This window comes from Escherichia sp. AM3, assembly GCF_032029835.1.
Lineage (GTDB): Bacteria > Pseudomonadota > Gammaproteobacteria > Enterobacterales > Enterobacteriaceae > Escherichia > Escherichia coli.
The window spans coordinates 48,725-67,492 of record NZ_JAVUPQ010000014.1 but is presented as its reverse complement, the minus strand read 5'-3'; the positions used below and the strand labels follow the sequence as shown (position 1 = coordinate 67,492).

The 18,768-nt window shown below is 49.1% G+C and carries 19 protein-coding genes, 1 tRNA gene and 1 pseudogene; 13 read left to right on the top strand and 8 right to left on the bottom strand.

Features of this window, described 5'->3' with window-relative positions:
* Positions 1-50 precede the first annotated feature (50 nt).
* Together RTW80_RS08545 and blc are read left to right on the top strand one after the other, a co-directional pair.
* Positions 51-1,184, top strand: coding sequence for a BlaEC family class C beta-lactamase (locus RTW80_RS08545; protein WP_001339114.1), 1,134 nt, complete (start codon positions 51-53; stop codon positions 1,182-1,184).
* An 88-nt stretch (positions 1,185-1,272) separates the two neighbouring features.
* Complete coding sequence (blc, locus tag RTW80_RS08540) at positions 1,273-1,806, top strand: lipocalin Blc (RefSeq protein ID WP_001238369.1); 534 nt, start codon at positions 1,273-1,275, stop codon at positions 1,804-1,806.
* On the opposite strand, the gene sugE is transcribed toward blc, so the two are convergent.
* The 4 genes from sugE to efp all read right to left on the bottom strand — a co-directional run bounded on the left by sugE (position 1,803) and on the right by efp (position 3,302).
* Positions 1,803-2,120: a quaternary ammonium compound efflux SMR transporter SugE gene (gene sugE, locus RTW80_RS08535; RefSeq protein WP_000118482.1), complete on the bottom strand. Its 318-nt coding sequence runs from the start codon at positions 2,118-2,120 to the stop codon at positions 1,803-1,805. The two genes, blc and sugE, sit on opposite strands and share 4 nt — an antisense overlap.
* 181 nt (positions 2,121-2,301) lie before the next feature.
* A complete protein-coding gene (gene ecnB / locus RTW80_RS08530) occupies positions 2,302-2,448 on the bottom strand; it encodes a lipoprotein toxin entericidin B (RefSeq protein ID WP_000239596.1) in 147 nt (48 codons plus the stop codon).
* A gap of 110 nt (positions 2,449-2,558) precedes the next feature.
* Entirely contained in the window at positions 2,559-2,684 is a 126-nt protein-coding gene (gene ecnA, locus RTW80_RS08525) for a lipoprotein antitoxin entericidin A (RefSeq protein WP_000977757.1), read from the bottom strand.
* A gap of 51 nt (positions 2,685-2,735) precedes the next feature.
* Complete coding sequence (efp, locus tag RTW80_RS08520) at positions 2,736-3,302, bottom strand: elongation factor P (protein ID WP_000257278.1); 567 nt, start codon at positions 3,300-3,302, stop codon at positions 2,736-2,738.
* A 41-nt stretch (positions 3,303-3,343) separates the two neighbouring features.
* Between efp and epmB the strand changes: the two genes are divergently transcribed.
* Positions 3,344-4,372, top strand: coding sequence for an EF-P beta-lysylation protein EpmB (epmB, locus tag RTW80_RS08515; protein WP_000940526.1), 1,029 nt, complete (start codon positions 3,344-3,346; stop codon positions 4,370-4,372).
* A 394-nt stretch (positions 4,373-4,766) separates the two neighbouring features.
* Entirely contained in the window at positions 4,767-5,636 is an 870-nt protein-coding gene (locus RTW80_RS08510; RefSeq protein WP_001008049.1) for a YjeJ family protein, read from the top strand.
* A gap of 192 nt (positions 5,637-5,828) precedes the next feature.
* Here the strand turns inward: RTW80_RS08510 and RTW80_RS08505 are convergent, their stop codons facing one another.
* From RTW80_RS08505 to RTW80_RS08495, 3 genes are all read right to left on the bottom strand, one after another.
* The gene (locus tag RTW80_RS08505) at positions 5,829-6,182 is read right to left on the bottom strand and encodes a DUF4156 domain-containing protein (RefSeq protein ID WP_000558209.1); all 354 of its coding nucleotides are present in this window, start codon (positions 6,180-6,182) and stop codon (positions 5,829-5,831) included.
* A gap of 137 nt (positions 6,183-6,319) precedes the next feature.
* Positions 6,320-7,966 carry a chaperonin GroEL gene (gene groL / locus RTW80_RS08500; protein WP_000729117.1) on the bottom strand — a complete coding sequence of 549 codons (1,647 nt, stop codon included), beginning with the start codon at positions 7,964-7,966 and terminating at the stop codon, positions 6,320-6,322.
* A 43-nt stretch (positions 7,967-8,009) separates the two neighbouring features.
* Positions 8,010-8,303, bottom strand: coding sequence for a co-chaperone GroES (locus RTW80_RS08495; protein ID WP_001026276.1), 294 nt, complete (start codon positions 8,301-8,303; stop codon positions 8,010-8,012).
* Positions 8,304-8,578: 275 nt separating this feature from the next.
* Between RTW80_RS08495 and yjeH the strand changes: the two genes are divergently transcribed.
* The gene (gene yjeH / locus RTW80_RS08490; RefSeq protein WP_000015853.1) at positions 8,579-9,835 is read left to right on the top strand and encodes an L-methionine/branched-chain amino acid transporter; all 1,257 of its coding nucleotides are present in this window, start codon (positions 8,579-8,581) and stop codon (positions 9,833-9,835) included.
* Between the two features lie 15 nt (positions 9,836-9,850).
* Here yjeH and RTW80_RS08485 read toward each other — a convergent pair whose 3' ends face one another.
* Entirely contained in the window at positions 9,851-10,327 is a 477-nt protein-coding gene (locus tag RTW80_RS08485; RefSeq protein ID WP_001267448.1) for an FxsA family protein, read from the bottom strand.
* A gap of 336 nt (positions 10,328-10,663) precedes the next feature.
* Here RTW80_RS08485 and aspA point away from each other — a divergent pair, with 336 nt between their 5' ends.
* From aspA to cadC, 8 genes and pseudogenes are all read left to right on the top strand, one after another.
* The gene (gene aspA, locus RTW80_RS08480; RefSeq protein ID WP_000069437.1) at positions 10,664-12,100 is read left to right on the top strand and encodes an aspartate ammonia-lyase; all 1,437 of its coding nucleotides are present in this window, start codon (positions 10,664-10,666) and stop codon (positions 12,098-12,100) included.
* 117 nt (positions 12,101-12,217) lie between these two features.
* Entirely contained in the window at positions 12,218-13,519 is a 1,302-nt protein-coding gene (gene dcuA, locus RTW80_RS08475) for an anaerobic C4-dicarboxylate transporter DcuA (protein ID WP_000961959.1), read from the top strand.
* Between the two features lie 115 nt (positions 13,520-13,634).
* Positions 13,635-13,973 carry a divalent cation tolerance protein CutA gene (gene cutA / locus RTW80_RS08470; protein WP_000883400.1) on the top strand — a complete coding sequence of 113 codons (339 nt, stop codon included), beginning with the start codon at positions 13,635-13,637 and terminating at the stop codon, positions 13,971-13,973.
* Positions 13,949-15,646, top strand: coding sequence for a protein-disulfide reductase DsbD (dsbD, locus tag RTW80_RS08465; RefSeq protein ID WP_000068902.1), 1,698 nt, complete (start codon positions 13,949-13,951; stop codon positions 15,644-15,646). Before cutA ends, dsbD begins: the two co-directional genes overlap by 25 nt.
* Before the next feature lie 36 nt (positions 15,647-15,682).
* Complete coding sequence (locus RTW80_RS08460; protein WP_001188520.1) at positions 15,683-16,258, top strand: transcriptional regulator; 576 nt, start codon at positions 15,683-15,685, stop codon at positions 16,256-16,258.
* Positions 16,259-16,364: 106 nt separating this feature from the next.
* Positions 16,365-16,440: transfer RNA gene (locus RTW80_RS08455), tRNA-Phe, on the top strand.
* Between the two features lie 197 nt (positions 16,441-16,637).
* Positions 16,638-16,797, top strand: a pseudogene (locus tag RTW80_RS31300) (integrase); the annotation flags it as partial.
* 259 nt (positions 16,798-17,056) lie between these two features.
* On the top strand, positions 17,057-18,595 hold the full coding sequence (cadC, locus tag RTW80_RS08450) for a lysine decarboxylation/transport transcriptional activator CadC (RefSeq protein ID WP_001187173.1): 1,539 nt from the start codon (positions 17,057-17,059) through the stop codon (positions 18,593-18,595).
* Positions 18,596-18,768 lie beyond the last annotated feature (173 nt).

Genomic DNA, 18,768 nt, shown 5'->3' with positions numbered 1-18,768 from the left:
GTAAATCCGGCCCGCCTATGGCGGGCCGTTTTGTATGGAAACCAGACCCTATGTTCAAAACGACGCTCTGCGCCTTATTAATTACCGCCTCTTGCTCCACATTTGCTGCCCCCCAAAAAATCAACGATATTGTGCATCGCACAATTACCCCGCTTATAGAGCAACAAAAGATCCCCGGTATGGCGGTGGCGGTAATTTATCAGGGTAAACCTTATTACTTTACCTGGGGCTATGCGGACATCGCCAAAAAGCAGCCCGTCACACAGCAAACGTTGTTTGAGTTAGGTTCGGTCAGCAAAACATTTACGGGCGTGCTTGGTGGCGACGCTATTGCTCGAGGGGAAATCAAGTTAAGCGATCCCGCAACAAAATACTGGCCTGAACTTACCGCTAAACAGTGGAACGGGATCACACTATTACATCTCGCAACCTACACCGCTGGCGGCCTGCCATTGCAGGTGCCGGATGAGGTGAAATCCTCAAGCGACTTGCTGCGCTTCTATCAAAACTGGCAGCCTGCATGGGCTCCAGGAACACAACGTCTGTATGCCAACTCCAGTATCGGTTTGTTCGGCGCACTGGCTGTGAAGCCGTCTGGTTTGAGTTTTGAGCAGGCGATGCAAACACGTGTCTTCCAGCCACTCAAACTCAACCATACGTGGATTAATGTACCGCCCGCAGAAGAAAAGAATTACGCCTGGGGATATCGCGAAGGCAAGGCAGTTCATGTTTCGCCAGGGGCGTTAGATGCTGAAACTTATGGTGTGAAGTCGACCATTGAAGATATGGCCTGCTGGATACGAAGCAATATGAATCCCCGTGATATCAACGACAAAACACTTCAGCAAGGGATACAACTGGCACAATCTCGCTACTGGCAAACCGGCGATATGTATCAGGGCCTGGGCTGGGAAATGCTGGACTGGCCGGTAAATCCTGACAGCATCATTAACGGCAGTGGCAATAAAATTGCACTGGCAGCACGCCCCGTAAAAGCGATTACGCCCCCAACTCCTGCAGTACGCGCATCATGGGTACATAAAACAGGGGCAACCGGCGGATTTGGTAGCTATGTCGCGTTTATTCCAGAAAAAGAGCTGGGTATAGTGATGCTGGCTAACAAAAACTATCCCAATCCAGCGAGAGTCACCGCCGCCTGGCAGATTCTCAACGCTCTACAGTAAAATTTCATCGGGTCCGAATTTTCGGACCTTTTCTGCGCTTTTCCTTGCTGTCATCTACACTTAGAAAAAAACCAGTAAGGAAACATTTATGCGCCTGCTCCCTCTCGTTGCCGCAGCGACAGCTGCATTTCTGGTCGTTGCCTGCAGTTCTCCTACGCCGCCGCGTGGCGTGACAGTAGTGAATAATTTCGACGCTAAACGCTATCTCGGTACCTGGTATGAGATTGCCCGTTTTGATCACCGTTTTGAACGTGGACTGGAAAAAGTCACCGCAACATACAGTCTGCGTGATGACGGCGGCCTGAATGTCATCAATAAAGGCTATAACCCTGACAGAGAAATGTGGCAGCAGAGTGAAGGGAAAGCGTACTTTACCGGCGCACCAACACGCGCTGCGCTGAAAGTGTCATTCTTTGGTCCTTTCTATGGCGGTTATAACGTCATTGCACTTGATCGGGAATACCGCCATGCGCTGGTTTGCGGCCCGGACCGCGACTACCTGTGGATACTCTCCCGCACGCCAACCATTTCTGACGAAGTGAAACAGGAGATGCTGGCAGTCGCGACCCGGGAAGGGTTTGATGTCAGTAAGTTTATTTGGGTACAGCAGCCCGGTAGTTAGTGAGTGCTGAGTTTCAGACCAATAATCCCCAATACGATTAACGCCAGACTCGCCAGGCGCATCGGGTTAGCGGACTCACCGAGCAGTACAATGCCGGTGATAGCCGCGCCGACTGCGCCAATACCCGTCCACACGGCATAAGCCGTCCCTACTGGTAACGATTTCATCGCCCAGGCAAGAAGCGCCATACTGACAATCATCGCCGTCACGGTAATAACACTCGGCGTCAAACGACTAAAGCCGTGGGTATATTTCAGGCCAACGGCCCATACCACTTCCAGCAGACCAGCAATAACTAAGATAATCCAGGACATATCAGGCTCCGGAGAATTGGGGCCGTCCCCGGTGAAAAGACGCGTTTGCAGGTCGTCCTGCAAAGCTGATGGTTGAACGGATATTTTGCCAGGTGGCAGGGGAATTTCAACTATTACCTTAGTGACTATCGCAGAAAAAACAAACGGCACGACACAGCTGTCGTACCGTTATTGCTTATTGCTATTGCTGCGCTTTCGTTGCTGCGCCAGAAATCGCGTTACCGCCATCAGAAATGTCTTCACCAACGCCACGCGTGGTGTTGCAGGCAGTTAATACTGTTGAAAGCACCAGAACAGAAAAGATCGCTGCAATTGTCTTCTTCACCATAACGTCTTCCTTTTAGGTAATGTTATTTATGTTTGCCTATAGCAAATTAATAATAGACAACATCGCCAAAAATGACGGAAATCTGATGATTTTTCGGAAGAGAAGAAAAATTAGCTGGCAGCGCGAGAGATGGAGTTGCCGAGATGTTTGATGTCTTCGCCGAAACCGCGAGCGGTGTTACAGCCCGTGAGCAGCGTGCTGGCAAGCAAAACAAGAACGATAAGGCGTTTCATCATCTCTGACCTGAATAAGTGATGGTGCAGCCTGCAGGCCGCACCACAACCGCATTACTTCACGCGAGAGACGTATTCACCAGAGCGGGTATCCACTTTGATGACTTCGCCGATTTGTACGAACAGCGGAACCTTAACCACAGCGCCAGTAGACAGGGTAGCCGGTTTGCCGCCAGTACCTGCGGTATCACCTTTCAGGCCCGGATCGGTATCAACGATTTCCAGTTCAACGAAGTTCGGCGGAGTAACGGAGATCGGCTGACCATTCCACAGAGTTACGATACACTCTGCCTGATCCAGCAGCCATTTAGCGTTATCGCCAATTGCTTTTGCATCAGCAGACAGCTGCTCGAAAGTTTCGTTGTTCATGAAGTGCCAGAACTCACCGTCGTTGTACAGGTAAGTCAGGTTCATATCGACAACATCAGCGCCTTCAGCGGAATCAGTAGATTTGAAGGTTTTTTCTACGCGAGTACCGGTCAGCAGACGACGCAGTTTAACGCGAGCAAATGCCTGGCCTTTACCCGGTTTTACGAATTCACTCGCTTCAACCGCGTAAGGTTCGCCGTCTAACATGATTTTAAGACCAGCACGAAAATCGTTGCTATAGTACGTTGCCATAAGGCCCTCTGAAATTTGTTAATTGGTAGCTAAGCCACAAAATGGCGCATATTGTAACCCTAAATACCCCATCCAGAGAAGATTGGTTAACGCAACTTGCCGATGTTGTGACCGATCCTGATGAACTTCTGCGTCTTTTGAATATAGACGCGGACGAAAAACTGTTGGCCGGACGCAGCGCCAAAAAGCTGTTTGCCCTGCGTGTGCCCCGCTCATTTATCGATCGCATGGAGAAAGGCAATCCGGACGATCCTCTTTTGCGTCAGGTACTTACCTCGCAAGATGAGTTTGTCGTCGCGTCCGGATTCTCCACCGACCCACTGGAAGAACAGCACAGCGTAGTGCCTGGTTTGTTGCATAAATACCACAACCGGGCGCTTTTGCTGGTCAAAGGCGGCTGCGCGGTAAATTGCCGCTATTGCTTCCGTCGCCACTTCCCCTATGCCGAAAATCAGGGCAACAAGCGTAACTGGCAGACTGCACTTGAGTATGTTGCTGCGCATCCGGAACTGGACGAGATGATTTTCTCTGGCGGCGATCCGCTGATGGCGAAAGATCACGAGCTGGACTGGTTGCTCACACAACTGGAAGCCATCCCGCATATCAAACGTCTGCGGATTCACAGCCGTCTGCCGATTGTGATCCCGGCACGCATCACAGATGCGCTGGTTGAACGCTTTTCACATTCTACGCTGCAAATCTTGCTGGTGAATCACATCAACCATGCCAATGAGATAGATGAAACATTCCGTCAGGCGATGGCTAAGTTGCGCCGGGTAGGCGTTACTTTGCTGAACCAGAGCGTTCTGTTACGTGATGTGAACGATAACGCACAAACGCTGGCAAACCTGAGTAATGCGTTGTTCGATGCCGGCGTGATGCCGTATTACCTGCATGTGCTCGATAAAGTACAGGGCGCGGCGCATTTTATGGTGAGTGATGACGAAGCACGGCAGATTATGCGTGAGTTGCTGACATTGGTGTCGGGATATCTGGTGCCGAAACTGGCGCGAGAAATTGGCGGCGAACCCAGCAAAACGCCGCTGGATCTCCAGCTACGCCAGCAGTAACTGATTAAACAGGGAAGTTAAACATTAAAATTGCCTGATGCGCTACGCTTATCAGGCCTACATCGTGCATTGAAATTGAATGGATTTGCAATGAACTGTAGGCCGGATAAGGCGTTTACGCCGCATCCGGCAAGAGCAACAAACGCAAGTACAGCAACCTGTCATTAAACTGAGAAATTTAATCTTTGCACGTTGCATAACCTTTAATTATTCATATGCATTGCTGTTGTTACTTTTTATATAGCTAACACCAATAATTAACCTTTCTTTTCTGTTTATATAGAGTGAGCACGGCTATTTATGTTATTTTAACAACTATTACTACCAAGCCCATTTATCTGGCTTATAAATTAAAATTAATTATTTAATTGAGAAATGGTTAGGGAGAACCTACATGGCCATAAGCATCAAGGGTGTTAATACCGGTGTTATTCGCAAGAGTAATAATTTCATTGCACTGGCGCTGAAAATTAAAGAACCTCGCAATAAAGAATCGTTGTTCTTTATGTCTGTCATGGAACTGCGCGACCTGCTGATTGCGCTGGAAAGTCGTCTGCATCAAAAGCATAAACTGGATGCTGCTGCACGCCTTCAGTATGAGCAAGCTCGCGATAAAGTCATTAAGAAAATGGCAGAAAACATCCCAGAAATTCTGGTTGATGAGCTTAAAAATGCCGATATTAATCGTCGGGTTAACACGCTGGAACTTACCGATAATCAAGGCGAAAATCTTACCTTCGTATTAACGCTACATGACGGTAGCAAATGTGAGTTAGTCGTCAATGAGTTGCAGATTGAAATGCTGGCGCGAGCAATCATTCATGCAATTAATAATGCGGAAATGCGTGAACTGGCATTACGTATTACCTCACTGTTAGATTTCCTGCCGTTATATGACGTTGACTGCCAGGAAAATGGCAATCTGGAATATGACACCTATTCCCAACCGGAATGGAAACATAACTTGTTCGACCATTATCTGGCGGTGCTTTACCGCTTTAAAGATGAAAGTGGCAAAGAACAATTTAGCGGCGCAGTGGTGAAAACGCGTGAAGCAACGCCGGGTAAAGAAATAGAGGCGATCACTCGCCGAATGCTTGATTTCAGCCCACGACTGAAAAAACTCGCGGGTGTGCCATGTCAGGTCTATGTTCGCACCGTAGCGGCGAATAACGCCCAACCGCTAACCCAGGATCAATGCTTACGCGCGCTGCATCACTTACGTGTTCAATCCACCAGCAAAACTGCACCACAGGCGAAATAATCTCATCTTTGCTAATGCGAGGCTGGAGCCATCCAGCCTGAAATGACTGATAACGTGATCGTTGGTCATGCCGGATGCGGCGTAAACGCCTTATCCGGCCTACAAATTCTCAAGCATTCAATCAGTTGCAATGCCTTATGTAGGCCTGATAAGCGAAGCGCCTCTGGCAATTATACGTTTGTCACCATCACATCAGTTCGGGCACTTATAAACCTGACCGATAATCTGGCTATCCGTCGGGACAAAACTGGACAACATTCCCTGCGACGGGCTGCTGATGCCATAAATCACGTTACCGCCCATTGCAGCCGCCTGGTTGCGCAGATCGTTTGCTGCGCCGCGCATAGAACCGCCCTCTTCTCCGTGTTGCCCGGAAAGCCAGTTGCTTTGCTTACCTGTCGCAGTACCAATCAGCTGGCACTCTGCGCCTGGCTGCTCGTCCACAATGCGTACACTCTGACCGGCAGCACTCAATTCGTTGCTGGAGCTACAACCCGCCATCAGTAGCGCGGCACCGACAATCCCTGCTAAGTATTTTACGTGCATGTTATTCCCCATAATCAATGAGCTGGACGCCACTCGCGTCGTCCGTGTCTGAATCTTATACTAGAAAGATGACCAAAAGAAAAACCCCCAGACATTTCTGCCCGGGGGTTTGTTTATTTCTGCGAGGTGCAGGGCAATTACATCATGCCGCCCATGCCACCCATGCCGCCCATACCGCCAGCAGCGCCTAAGTCAGCTGCATCATTTTTCGGCAGGTCGGTAACCATGCACTCGGTGGTGATCATCAAGCCAGCCACAGAAGCCGCGTACTGCAGAGCAGAACGGGTTACTTTGGTTGGGTCCAGGATACCCATGTCGATCATGTTGCCGTATTCTTCGGTTGCTGCGTTGTAACCGTAGTTGCCGTCGCCGCCTTTAACGGTGTTAGCAACAACAGACGGTTCTTCGCCGCAGTTCAGGACGATCTGACGCAGCGGAGCTTCCATTGCACGCAGTGCAACTTTGATACCCACGTTCTGGTCTTCGTTCTGACCACGCAGGTCAGCCAGTTTAGACGCTACGCGGATCAGCGCAACACCACCACCAGCAACCACGCCTTCTTCTACCGCAGCACGGGTCGCGTGCAGGGCGTCTTCAACGCGTGCTTTTTTCTCTTTCATTTCAACTTCGGTAGCAGCACCTACTTTGATAACTGCAACGCCGCCTGCCAGTTTCGCTACGCGTTCCTGCAGTTTTTCACGGTCGTAGTCAGAAGTTGCTTCTTCAATCTGCTGACGGATCTGAGCAACACGGCCCTGGATTGCAGCTTCTTCACCCACGCCATCGATGATAGTGGTGGTGTCTTTGTTGATCACAACACGTTTAGCCTGACCCAGGTCTTCCAGGGTTGCTTTTTCCAGCTCCATACCGATCTCTTCAGAGATTACGGTACCGCCAGTCAGGGTTGCGATATCCTGCAGCATAGCTTTACGACGATCGCCGAAGCCCGGAGCTTTAACCGCAGCAACTTTCACGATGCCACGCATGGTGTTAACAACCAGAGTTGCCAGCGCTTCGCCTTCAACATCTTCAGCGATGATCAGCAGCGGTTTGCCTGCTTTGGCAACAGCTTCCAGAACCGGCAGCATTTCGCGGATGTTAGAGATTTTCTTGTCAGCCAGCAGGATGAACGGGCTTTCCAGTTCTACTGCGCCAGTTTCCGGCTTGTTGATGAAGTAAGGAGACAGGTAGCCACGGTCGAACTGCATACCTTCAACCACGTCCAGTTCGTCCTGCAGACCGGTACCGTCTTCAACGGTGATAACGCCTTCTTTACCGACTTTGTCCATCGCTTCAGCGATCAGTTTACCTACGGTTTCGTCGGAGTTAGCGGAGATGGTACCAACCTGAGCAATCGCTTTAGAGTCAGAGCACGGTACGGACAGCGCTTTCAGTTCTTCAACTGCAGCGGTAACGGCTTTGTCGATACCACGTTTCAGGTCCATCGGGTTCATGCCCGCAGCAACAGCTTTCAGACCCTCAGTGATGATAGCCTGAGCCAGTACAGTTGCAGTGGTGGTACCGTCGCCTGCAGCGTCGTTCGCTTTAGAGGCAACTTCTTTCACCATCTGCGCACCCATGTTTTCGAACTTGTCTTCCAGTTCGATTTCACGAGCAACGGAAACACCATCTTTGGTGATGGTCGGTGCACCGAAAGATTTATCCAGAACTACGTTACGGCCTTTCGGACCGAGGGTAACTTTCACTGCATCTGCCAGTACGTTTACGCCGCGCAGCATTTTCACACGAGCGTCGTTACCGAATTTTACGTCTTTAGCTGCCATTATCTTTATTCCTTAAATTCGTATGTTCAGTGTCGTGCGAGGATTACGCTTCAACAATTGCCAGAATGTCGCTTTCGGACATGATCAACACTTCTTCATTGTCGATCTTCTCAGATTTCACACCGTAGCCATCGTTGAAAATAACGATGTCGCCAACTTTCACATCCAGCGGCTTCACTTCGCCATTTTCAAGGATACGGCCATTGCCGACAGCCAGCACTTCGCCGCGGGTGGATTTAGCCGCTGCAGAGCCGGTCAGAACGATGCCGCCAGCAGATTTAGTTTCAACTTCTTTACGCTTGACGATCACGCGATCATGCAATGGACGAATATTCATTGATAACTCTCCTTTGAGAAAGTCCGTATCTGTTATGGGTGACGCCGGAGCTTACGTGGTTTCCCGGCTGGTGACCAGAGAAATGGGGATGAGGATTCGCCCCTTCAAGGGGGAAAAAGAAAAAAAATTCTGATCAGCACAAAATCGGGTGAAAACCCTGATTCACCTCACATTTCATCGCAATTTCTTCATCGCCGTCATAAGCGAATCTGATTGTGCTACCATCGAAAATCTACGCAGTTGCCCAAAATTTGGGCGCAATCGGATATCAACCCATGAGTGGACTCAAACAAGAACTGGGGCTGGCCCAGGGCATTGGACTGCTATCGACGTCATTATTAGGCACTGGCGTGTTTGCCGTTCCTGCGTTAGCTGCGCTGGTAGCGGGCAATAACAGCCTGTGGGCGTGGCCCGTTTTGATTATCTTAGTGTTCCCGATTGCGATTGTGTTTGCGATTCTGGGTCGCCACTATCCCAGTGCAGGCGGCGTCGCGCACTTCGTCGGTATGGCGTTTGGTTCGCGGCTTGAGCGAGTCACCGGCTGGCTGTTTTTATCGGTCATTCCCGTGGGTTTGCCTGCCGCGCTACAAATTGCCGCCGGGTTCGGCCAGGCGATGTTTGGCTGGCATAGCTGGCAACTGTTGTTGGCAGAACTCGGTACGCTGGCGTTGGTGTGGTATATCGGTACTCGCGGTGCCAGTTCCAGTGCAAATCTACAAACCGTTATTGCCGGACTTATCGTCGCACTGATTGTCGCTATCTGGTGGGCGGGAGATATCAAACCTGCGAGTATCCCCTTCCCCGCGCCAGGAAATATCGAACTTACCGGGTTATTTGCTGCGTTATCAGTGATGTTCTGGTGTTTTGTCGGTCTGGAAGCATTTGCCCATCTTGCCTCGGAATTTAAAAATCCAGAACGTGATTTTCCTCGTGCTTTGATGATTGGTCTGCTGCTGGCAGGATTAGTCTACTGGGGCTGTACGGTAGTCGTCTTACACTTCGACGCCTATGGTGAACAAATGGCCGCGGCAGCATCGCTTCCAAAAATTGTAGTGCAACTGTTCGGTGTAGGAGCGTTATGGATTGCCTGCGTAATTGGCTATCTGGCCTGCTTTGCCAGTCTCAACATTTATATACAGAGCTTCGCCCGCCTGGTCTGGTCGCAGGCGCAACATAATCCTGACCACTACCTGGCACGCCTCTCTTCTCGCCATATCCCGAATAATGCCCTCAATGCGGTGCTCGGCTGCTGCGTGGTGAGCACTTTGGTGATTCATGCTTTAGAGATCAATCTGGACGCTCTTATTATTTATGCCAATGGCATCTTTATTATGATTTATCTGTTATGCATGCTGGCAGGCTGTAAATTATTGCAAGGACGTTATCGACTACTGGCGGTGGTTGGCGGGCTGTTATGCGTTCTGTTACTGGCAATGGTCGGCTGGAAAAGTCTCTATGCGCTGATCATGCTGGCGGGGTTATGGCTGTTGCTGCCAAAACGAAAAACGCCGGAAAATGGCATAACCACATAATCCGGCGTTTCGACATTAATCCTGGCGATCGTCTTTATGATCAAGGCGGTCGCGCTCATCATCCTTTCGCTGGTACTCACCATCAAAAGTATTACCGCCACCGGTCCCGGCGCTAAAACCGCCGCCTGGCATACGAGAAAAGCGCAAATGCGGCATCAACTTCACTGTCAGATGCTTTTGCACCGGCGGTAATAAAAGCAGAAGACCGAGGAAGTCGGTGAAAAAGCCCGGTAATAAAAGCAGCAAACCGGCAATGATCAGCGAAACACTTTTAATCATCTCCGCCGCTGGGTTTTCACCCGCCGCCATTTTTTGCTGCATCAGCACGAAATTCTTAAAGCCCTGGTTACGTACCAGTGACATCCCGATAACTGACGTGAATATAACCAGCACGAGGGTCAGCAATACCCCCAATACATGGGCAACCTGAATAAAGATTGAAATCTCAATATAGACATAAAGGAAAATGGCAATAAAAGGTAACCAGCGCAAAGGTTTCTCCTGTAATAGCAGCCGGTAAAACCCGGCTACCTGAATGGGTTGCGAATCGCGTTCAGCTTATATTGTGGTCATTAGCAAAATTTCAAGATGTTTGCGCAACTATTTTTGGTAGTAATCCCAAAGCGGTGATCTATTTCACAAATTAATAATTAAGGGGTAAAAACCGACACTTAAAGTGATCCAGATTACGGTAGAAATCCTCAAGCAGCATATGATCTCGGGTATTCGGTCGATGCAGGGGATAATCGTCGGTCGAAAAACATTCGAAACCACATATATTCTGTGTGTTTAAAGCAAATCATTGGCAGCTTGAAAAAGAAGGTTCACATGTCAAACAACATTCGTATCGAAGAAGATCTGTTGGGTACCAGGGAAGTTCCAGCTGATGCCTACTATGGTGTTCACACTCTGAGAGCGATTGAAAACTTCTATATCAGCAACAACAAAATCAGTGATATTCCTGAATTTGTTCGCGGTATGGTAATGGTTAAAAAAGCCGCAGCTATGGCAAACAAAGAGCTGCAAACCATTCCTAAAAGTGTAGCGAATGCCATCATTGCCGCATGTGATGAAGTCCTGAACAACGGAAAATGCATGGATCAGTTCCCGGTAGACGTCTACCAGGGCGGCGCAGGTACTTCCGTAAACATGAACACCAACGAAGTGCTGGCCAATATCGGTCTGGAACTGATGGGTCACCAGAAAGGTGAATATCAGTACCTGAACCCGAACGACCATGTTAACAAATGTCAGTCCACTAACGACGCCTACCCGACCGGTTTCCGTATCGCAGTTTACTCTTCCCTGATTAAGCTGGTAGATGCGATTAACCAACTGCGTGAAGGCTTTGAACGTAAAGCTGTCGAATTCCAGGACATCCTGAAAATGGGTCGTACCCAGCTGCAGGACGCAGTACCGATGACCCTCGGTCAGGAATTCCGCGCTTTCAGCATCCTGCTGAAAGAAGAAGTGAAAAATATCCAACGTACCGCTGAACTGCTGCTGGAAGTTAACCTTGGCGCAACAGCAATCGGTACTGGTCTGAACACGCCGAAAGAGTACTCTCCGCTGGCAGTGAAAAAACTGGCTGAAGTCACTGGCTTCCCATGCGTACCGGCTGAAGACCTGATCGAAGCGACCTCTGACTGCGGCGCTTATGTTATGGTTCACGGCGCGCTGAAACGCCTGGCTGTGAAGATGTCCAAAATCTGTAACGACCTGCGCTTGCTCTCTTCTGGTCCACGTGCCGGCCTGAACGAGATCAACCTGCCGGAACTGCAGGCGGGCTCTTCCATCATGCCAGCTAAAGTAAACCCGGTTGTTCCGGAAGTGGTTAACCAGGTATGCTTCAAAGTCATCGGTAACGACACCACTGTTACCATGGCAGCAGAAGCAGGTCAGCTGCAGTTGAACGTTATGGAGCCGGTCATTGGCCAGGCTATGTTCGAATCCGTTCACATTCTGACCAACGCTTGCTACAACCTGCTGGAAAAATGCATTAACGGCATCACTGCTAACAAAGAAGTGTGCGAAGGTTACGTTTACAACTCTATCGGTATCGTTACTTACCTGAACCCGTTCATCGGTCACCACAACGGTGACATCGTGGGTAAAATCTGTGCCGAAACCGGTAAGAGTGTACGTGAAGTCGTTCTGGAACGCGGTCTGTTGACTGAAGCGGAACTTGACGATATTTTCTCCGTACAGAATCTGATGCACCCGGCTTACAAAGCAAAACGCTATACTGATGAAAGCGAACAGTAATCGTACAGGGTAGTACAAATAAAGAAGGCACGTCAGATGACGTGCCTTTTTTCTTGTGAGCAGTAACTTAAAAACAACAATCTAATATCAACTTGTTAAAAAACAAGGAAGGCTAATATGCTAGTTGTAGAACTCATCATAGTTTTGCTGGCGATCTTCTTGGGCGCCAGATTGGGGGGAATAGGTATTGGTTTTGCAGGCGGATTGGGGGTGCTGGTTCTTGCCGCTATTGGCGTTAAACCCGGTAACATCCCGTTCGATGTCATTTCCATTATCATGGCGGTTATCGCCGCTATTTCTGCCATGCAGGTTGCTGGCGGTCTGGACTATCTGGTTCATCAGACAGAAAAGCTGCTGCGCCGTAACCCGAAATACATCACGATCCTCGCACCTATCGTGACCTATTTCCTGACAATCTTTGCTGGTACTGGCAACATCTCTCTGGCGACACTGCCAGTTATCGCTGAAGTTGCGAAGGAACAAGGCGTTAAACCTTGCCGTCCGCTGTCTACTGCAGTGGTATCCGCGCAGATTGCGATCACCGCATCGCCAATCTCAGCGGCAGTGGTTTACATGTCTTCCGTGATGGAAGGTCATGGCATCAGCTACCTCCATCTGCTCTCCGTGGTCATCCCGTCCACCCTGCTGGCGGTTCTGGTGATGTCCTTTCTGGTCACTATGCTGTTCAACTCCAAACTCTCTGACGATCCGATTTATCGCAAGCGTCTGGAAGAGGGCCTGGTTGAACTGCGCGGTGAAAAGCAGATTGAAATCAAATCCGGTGCAAAAACGTCCGTTTGGCTGTTCCTGCTGGGCGTAGTTGGCGTGGTTATCTATGCAATCATCAACAGCCCAAGCATGGGTCTGGTTGAAAAACCGCTGATGAACACCACCAACGCAATCCTGATCATCATGCTCAGCGTTGCAACTCTGACCACCGTTATCTGTAAAGTCGATACCGACAACATCCTCAACTCCAGCACCTTCAAAGCAGGTATGAGCGCCTGTATTTGTATCCTGGGTGTTGCGTGGCTGGGCGATACTTTCGTTTCCAACAACATCGACTGGATCAAAGATACCGCTGGTGAAGTGATTCAGGGTCATCCGTGGCTGCTGGCCGTCATCTTCTTCTTTGCTTCTGCTCTGCTGTACTCTCAGGCTGCAACCGCAAAAGCACTGATGCCGATGGCTCTGGCACTGAACGTTTCTCCGCTGACCGCTGTTGCTTCTTTCGCTGCGGTGTCTGGTCTGTTCATTCTGCCGACCTATCCGACGCTGGTTGCTGCGGTACAGATGGATGACACGGGTACTACCCGTATCGGTAAATTCGTCTTCAACCATCCGTTCTTCATCCCGGGTACTCTGGGTGTTGCCCTGGCCGTTTGCTTCGGCTTCGTGCTGGGTAGCTTCATGCTGTAATGACCAATCGCGGGGCGTTCACGCCCCGCTTTCTTTCCCGCCGACTAACATCCTTCCCCCGTCCGTTGTATAGTGACCTCTCTCTTGCGGTTCCATCTGTTCTTGCGAGGTGTTTATGCTTGATGAAAAAAGTTCGAATACCGCGTCTGTCGTGGTGCTATGTACGGCACCAGATGAAGCGACAGCCCAGGATTTAGCCGCCAAAGTGCTGGCGGAAAAACTGGCGGCCTGCGCGACCTTGATCCCCGGCGCTACCTCTCTCTATTACTGGGAAGGTAAGCTGGAGCAAGAATACGAAGTGCAGATGATTTTAAAAACTACCGTATCTCACCAGCAGGCACTGCTGGAATGCCTGAAGTCTCATCATCCATATCAAACCCCGGAACTTCTGGTTTTACCTGTTACACACGGAGACACAGATTACCTCTCATGGCTCAACGCATCTTTACGCTGATCCTGCTACTTTGCAGCACTTCCGTTTTTGCCGGATTATTCGACGCGCCGGGACGTTCACATTTTGTCCCCGCGGATCAAGCCTTTGCTTTTGATTTTCAGCAAAACCAACATGACCTGAATCTGACCTGGCAGATCAAAGACGGTTACTACCTCTACCGTAAACAGATCCGCATTACGCCGGAACACGCGAAAATTGCCGACGTGCAGCTGCCGCAAGGCGTCTGGCATGAAGATGAGTTTTACGGCAAAAGCGAGATTTACCGCGATCGGCTGACGCTTCCCGTAACCATCAACCAGGCGAGTGCGGGAGCGACGTTAACTGTCACCTACCAGGGCTGTGCTGATGCCGGTTTCTGTTATCCGCCAGAAACCAAAACCGTTCCGTTAAGCGAAGTGGTAGCCAACAACGCAGCGTCACAGCCTGTGTCTGTTCCGCAGCAAGAGCAGCACACCGCGCAATTGCCCTTTTCCGCGCTCTGGGCGTTGTTGATCGGTATTGGTATCGCCTTTACGCCATGCGTGCTGCCAATGTACCCACTGATTTCTGGCATCGTGCTGGGTGGTAAACAGCGGCTCTCCACTGCCAGAGCATTGTTGCTGACCTTTATTTATGTGCAGGGGATGGCACTGACTTACACGGCGCTGGGTCTGGTAGTTGCCGCCGCAGGGTTACAGTTCCAGGCGGCGCTACAGCACCCATACGTGCTCATTGGCCTCGCCATCGTCTTTACCTTGCTGGCGATGTCAATGTTTGGCTTGTTTACTCTACAACTCCCCTCTTCGCTGCAAACACGTCTCACGTTGATGAGCAATCGCCAACAGGGCGGCTCACCTGGCGGTGTGTTTGTTATGGGGGCGATTGCCGGACTGATCTGTTCACCATGCACCACCGCACCGCTTAGCGCGATTCTGCTGTATATCGCCCAAAGCGGGAACATGTGGCTGGGCGGCGGCACGCTTTATCTCTATGCGTTGGGCATGGGCCTGCCGCTGATGCTAATTACCGTCTTTGGTAACCGCTTGCTGCCGAAAAGCGGCCCGTGGATGGAACAAGTCAAAACCGCGTTTGGTTTTGTGATCCTCGCACTGCCGGTCTTCCTGCTGGAGCGAGTGATTGGTGATGTATGGGGATTACGCTTGTGGTCGGCGCTGGGTGTCGCATTCTTTGGCTGGGCCTTTATCACCAGCCTACAGGCTAAACGCGGCTGGATGCGTATTGTGCAAATTATTCTGCTGGCAGCGGCATTGGTTAGCGTGCGCCCACTTCAGGATTGGGCATTTGGTGCGACGCATACCGCGCAAACTCAGACGCATCTCAACTTTACACAAATCAAAACGGTAGATGAGTTAAATCAGGCGCTCGTTGAAGCCAAAGGCAAACCGGTGATGTTAGATCTTTATGCCGACTGGTGCGTCGCCTGTAAAGAGTTTGAGAAATACACCTTCAGCGACCCGCAGGTGCAAAAAGCGTTAGCAGACACGGTCTTACTTCAGGCCAACGTCACTGCTAACGACGCACAAGATGTGGCGCTGTTAAAGCATCTTAATGTCCTTGGCCTACCGACAATTCTCTTTTTTGACGGACAAGGCCAGGAGCATCCACAAGCACGCGTCACGGGCTTTATGGATGCTGAAACCTTCAGCGCACATTTGCGCGATCGCCAACCGTGAACGACACTTGCAGTGGGAAAGACGGAGGAAAATAGCGTGCAACGTGAAGATGTACTGGGAGAAGCCCTGAAATTATTAGAATTACAAGGGATTGCCAACACCACGCTGGAGATGGTTGCTGAACGTGTGGATTATCCACTGGACGAGCTACGCCGCTTCTGGCCAGACAAAGAGGCAATCCTCTACGATGCGCTGCGTTATCTTAGCCAACAGATAGATGTCTGGCGTCGTCAGCTGATGCTGGACGAAACGCAAACCGCCGAACAAAAGCTGCTGGCACGTTATCAGGCGTTATCGGAGTGCGTTAAAAACAACCGCTATCCGGGCTGTCTATTTATCGCTGCCTGTACGTTTTATCCCGATCCTGGCCACCCTATTCATCAACTGGCCGATCAGCAAAAAAGCGCGGCCTACGATTTCACCCACGAACTGTTAACCACACTGGAAGTTGACGATCCGGCGATGGTAGCAAAGCAGATGGAACTGGTGCTGGAAGGCTGTTTAAGCCGAATGCTGGTGAATCGTAGCCAGGCGGATGTCGACACTGCACATCGGCTGGCGGAAGATATCCTGCGCTTCGCCCGCTGCCGCCAGGGTGGTGCATTGACCTGACAGAAACACAGAAAAGAAGCGATTTGCCGCAATCTTAAGCAGTTGAATCGCTTTTACTGAAATTAGGTTGACGAGATGTGCAGATTACGGTTTAATGCGCCCCGTTGCCCGGATAGCTCAGTCGGTAGAGCAGGGGATTGAAAATCCCCGTGTCCTTGGTTCGATTCCGAGTCCGGGCACCAAATTCATATAAACGGACCTCCACGGAGGTCCGTTTTTCGTTTCAGGACGCCACGATTTAAGCGTTCTGCCTCCAAATCAATTCTACCGAACTCAACCAGATTCTCCCCACATCACCAGCAATTTGCGGGCATATCCCAATTCGGGAAAATTTGTTCCTGAGCTATAGCACTAACTGACGTGAAATGTCGTGCGGCCCCGTGATGCTGTTGAACGTCAAATGACGTCATCAGGAGCGTAACGCATCCATAAAGCACAACACCGGTCTGAACGGCGACTGATGAGATTTTCTGAATGAGAACAAAGAGAAATGTATCAGTTCGCTTGCTCATGCAAAGACTAACAATCCATTAAAATAGTAAGTGCTCCGGACAATTTTCCATGGATTATTTTCTGAACATTTTTCTTTGGCAAAGATGATGAATTTTGATGGTAAGGAATATTACTTCTGGTTCTCAGTAAAATCCTTTCGTAATACTATGTAATCAAGAAGTTTATGGCTGGTAAAAATAACGTCTTGCATTCACCAATAATATGTAAATAAACCCATCTATAGATGGTAAAAATAGGTTGTGGCAATTATCATTGCATCATTCCCTTTTCGAATGAGTTTCTATTATGCAACAACCTGTAGTTCGCGTTGGCGAATGGCTTGTTACTCCGTCCATAAACCAAATTAGCCGCAATGGGCGTCAACTTACCCTTGAGCCGAGATTAATCGATCTTCTGGTTTTCTTTGCTCAACACAGTGGCGAAGTACTTAGCAGGGATGAACTTATCGATAATGTCTGGAAGAGAAGTATTGTCACCAATCACGTTGTGACGCAGAGTATCTCAGAACTACGTAAGTCATTAAAAGATAATGATGAAGATAGTCCTGTCTATATCGCTACTGTACCAAAGCGCGGCTATAAATTAATGGTGCCGGTTATCTGGTACAGCGAAGAAGAGGGAGAGGAAATAATGCTATCTTCGCCTCCCCCTATACCAGAGGCGGTTCCTGCCACAGATTCTCCCTCCCACAGTCTTAACATTCAAAACACCGCAACGCCACCTGAACAATCCCCAGTTAAAAGCAAACGATTCACTACCTTTTGGGTATGGTTTTTTTTCCTGTTGTCGTTAGGTATCTGTGTAGCACTGGTAGCGTTTTCAAGTCTTGATACACGTCTTCCTATGAGCAAATCGCGTATTTTGCTCAATCCACGCGATATTGACATTAATATGGTAAATAAAAGTTGTAACAGCTGGAGTTCCCCGTATCAGCTCTCTTACGCGATAGGCGTGGGTGATTTGGTGGCGACATCACTTAACACCTTCTCCACCTTTATGGTGCATGACAAAATCAACTACAACATTGATGAACCGAGCAGTTCCGGTAAAACATTATCTATTGCGTTTGTTAATCAGCGCCAATACCGTGCTCAACAATGCTTTATGTCGATAAAATTGGTAGACAATGCAGATGGTTCAACCATGCTGGATAAACGTTATGTCATCACTAACGGTAATCAGCTGGCGATTCAAAATGATTTACTGGAGAGTTTATCAAAAGCGTTAAACCAACCGTGGCCACAACGAATGCAGGAGACGCTCCAGAAAATTTTGCCGCATCGTGGTGCGTTATTAACTAATTTTTATCAGGCACATGATTATTTACTGCATGGCGATGATAAATCATTGAACCGTGCCAGTGAATTATTAGGTGAGATTGTTCAATCATCCCCAGAATTTACCTACGCGAGAGCAGAAAAAGCATTAGTTGATATCGTGCGCCATTCTCAACATCCTTTAGATGAAAAACAATTAGCAGCACTGAACACAGAAATAGATAACATTGTTACACTGCCGGAATTGAACAACCTGTCCATTATATATCAAATAAAAGCGGTCAGTGCTCTGGTAAAAGGTAAAACAGATGAGTCTTACCAGGCGATAAATACTGGCATTGATCTTGAAATGTCCTGGCTAAATTATGTGTTGCTTGGCAAGGTTTATGAAATGAAGGGGATGAACCGGGAAGCAGCTGATGCATATCTCACCGCCTTTAATTTACGCCCAGGGGCAAACACCCTTTACTGGATTGAAAATGGTATATTCCAGACTTCTGTTCCTTATGTTGTACCTTATCTCGACAAATTTCTTGCTTCAGAATAAGTAACTCCGGGTTGATTTATGCTCGGAAATATTTGTTGTTGAGTTTTTGTATGTTCCTGTTGGTATAATATGTTGCGGCAATTTATTTGCCGCATAATTTTTATTACATAAATTTAACCAGAGAATGTCACGCAATCCATTGTAAACATTAAATGTTTATCTTTTCATGATAT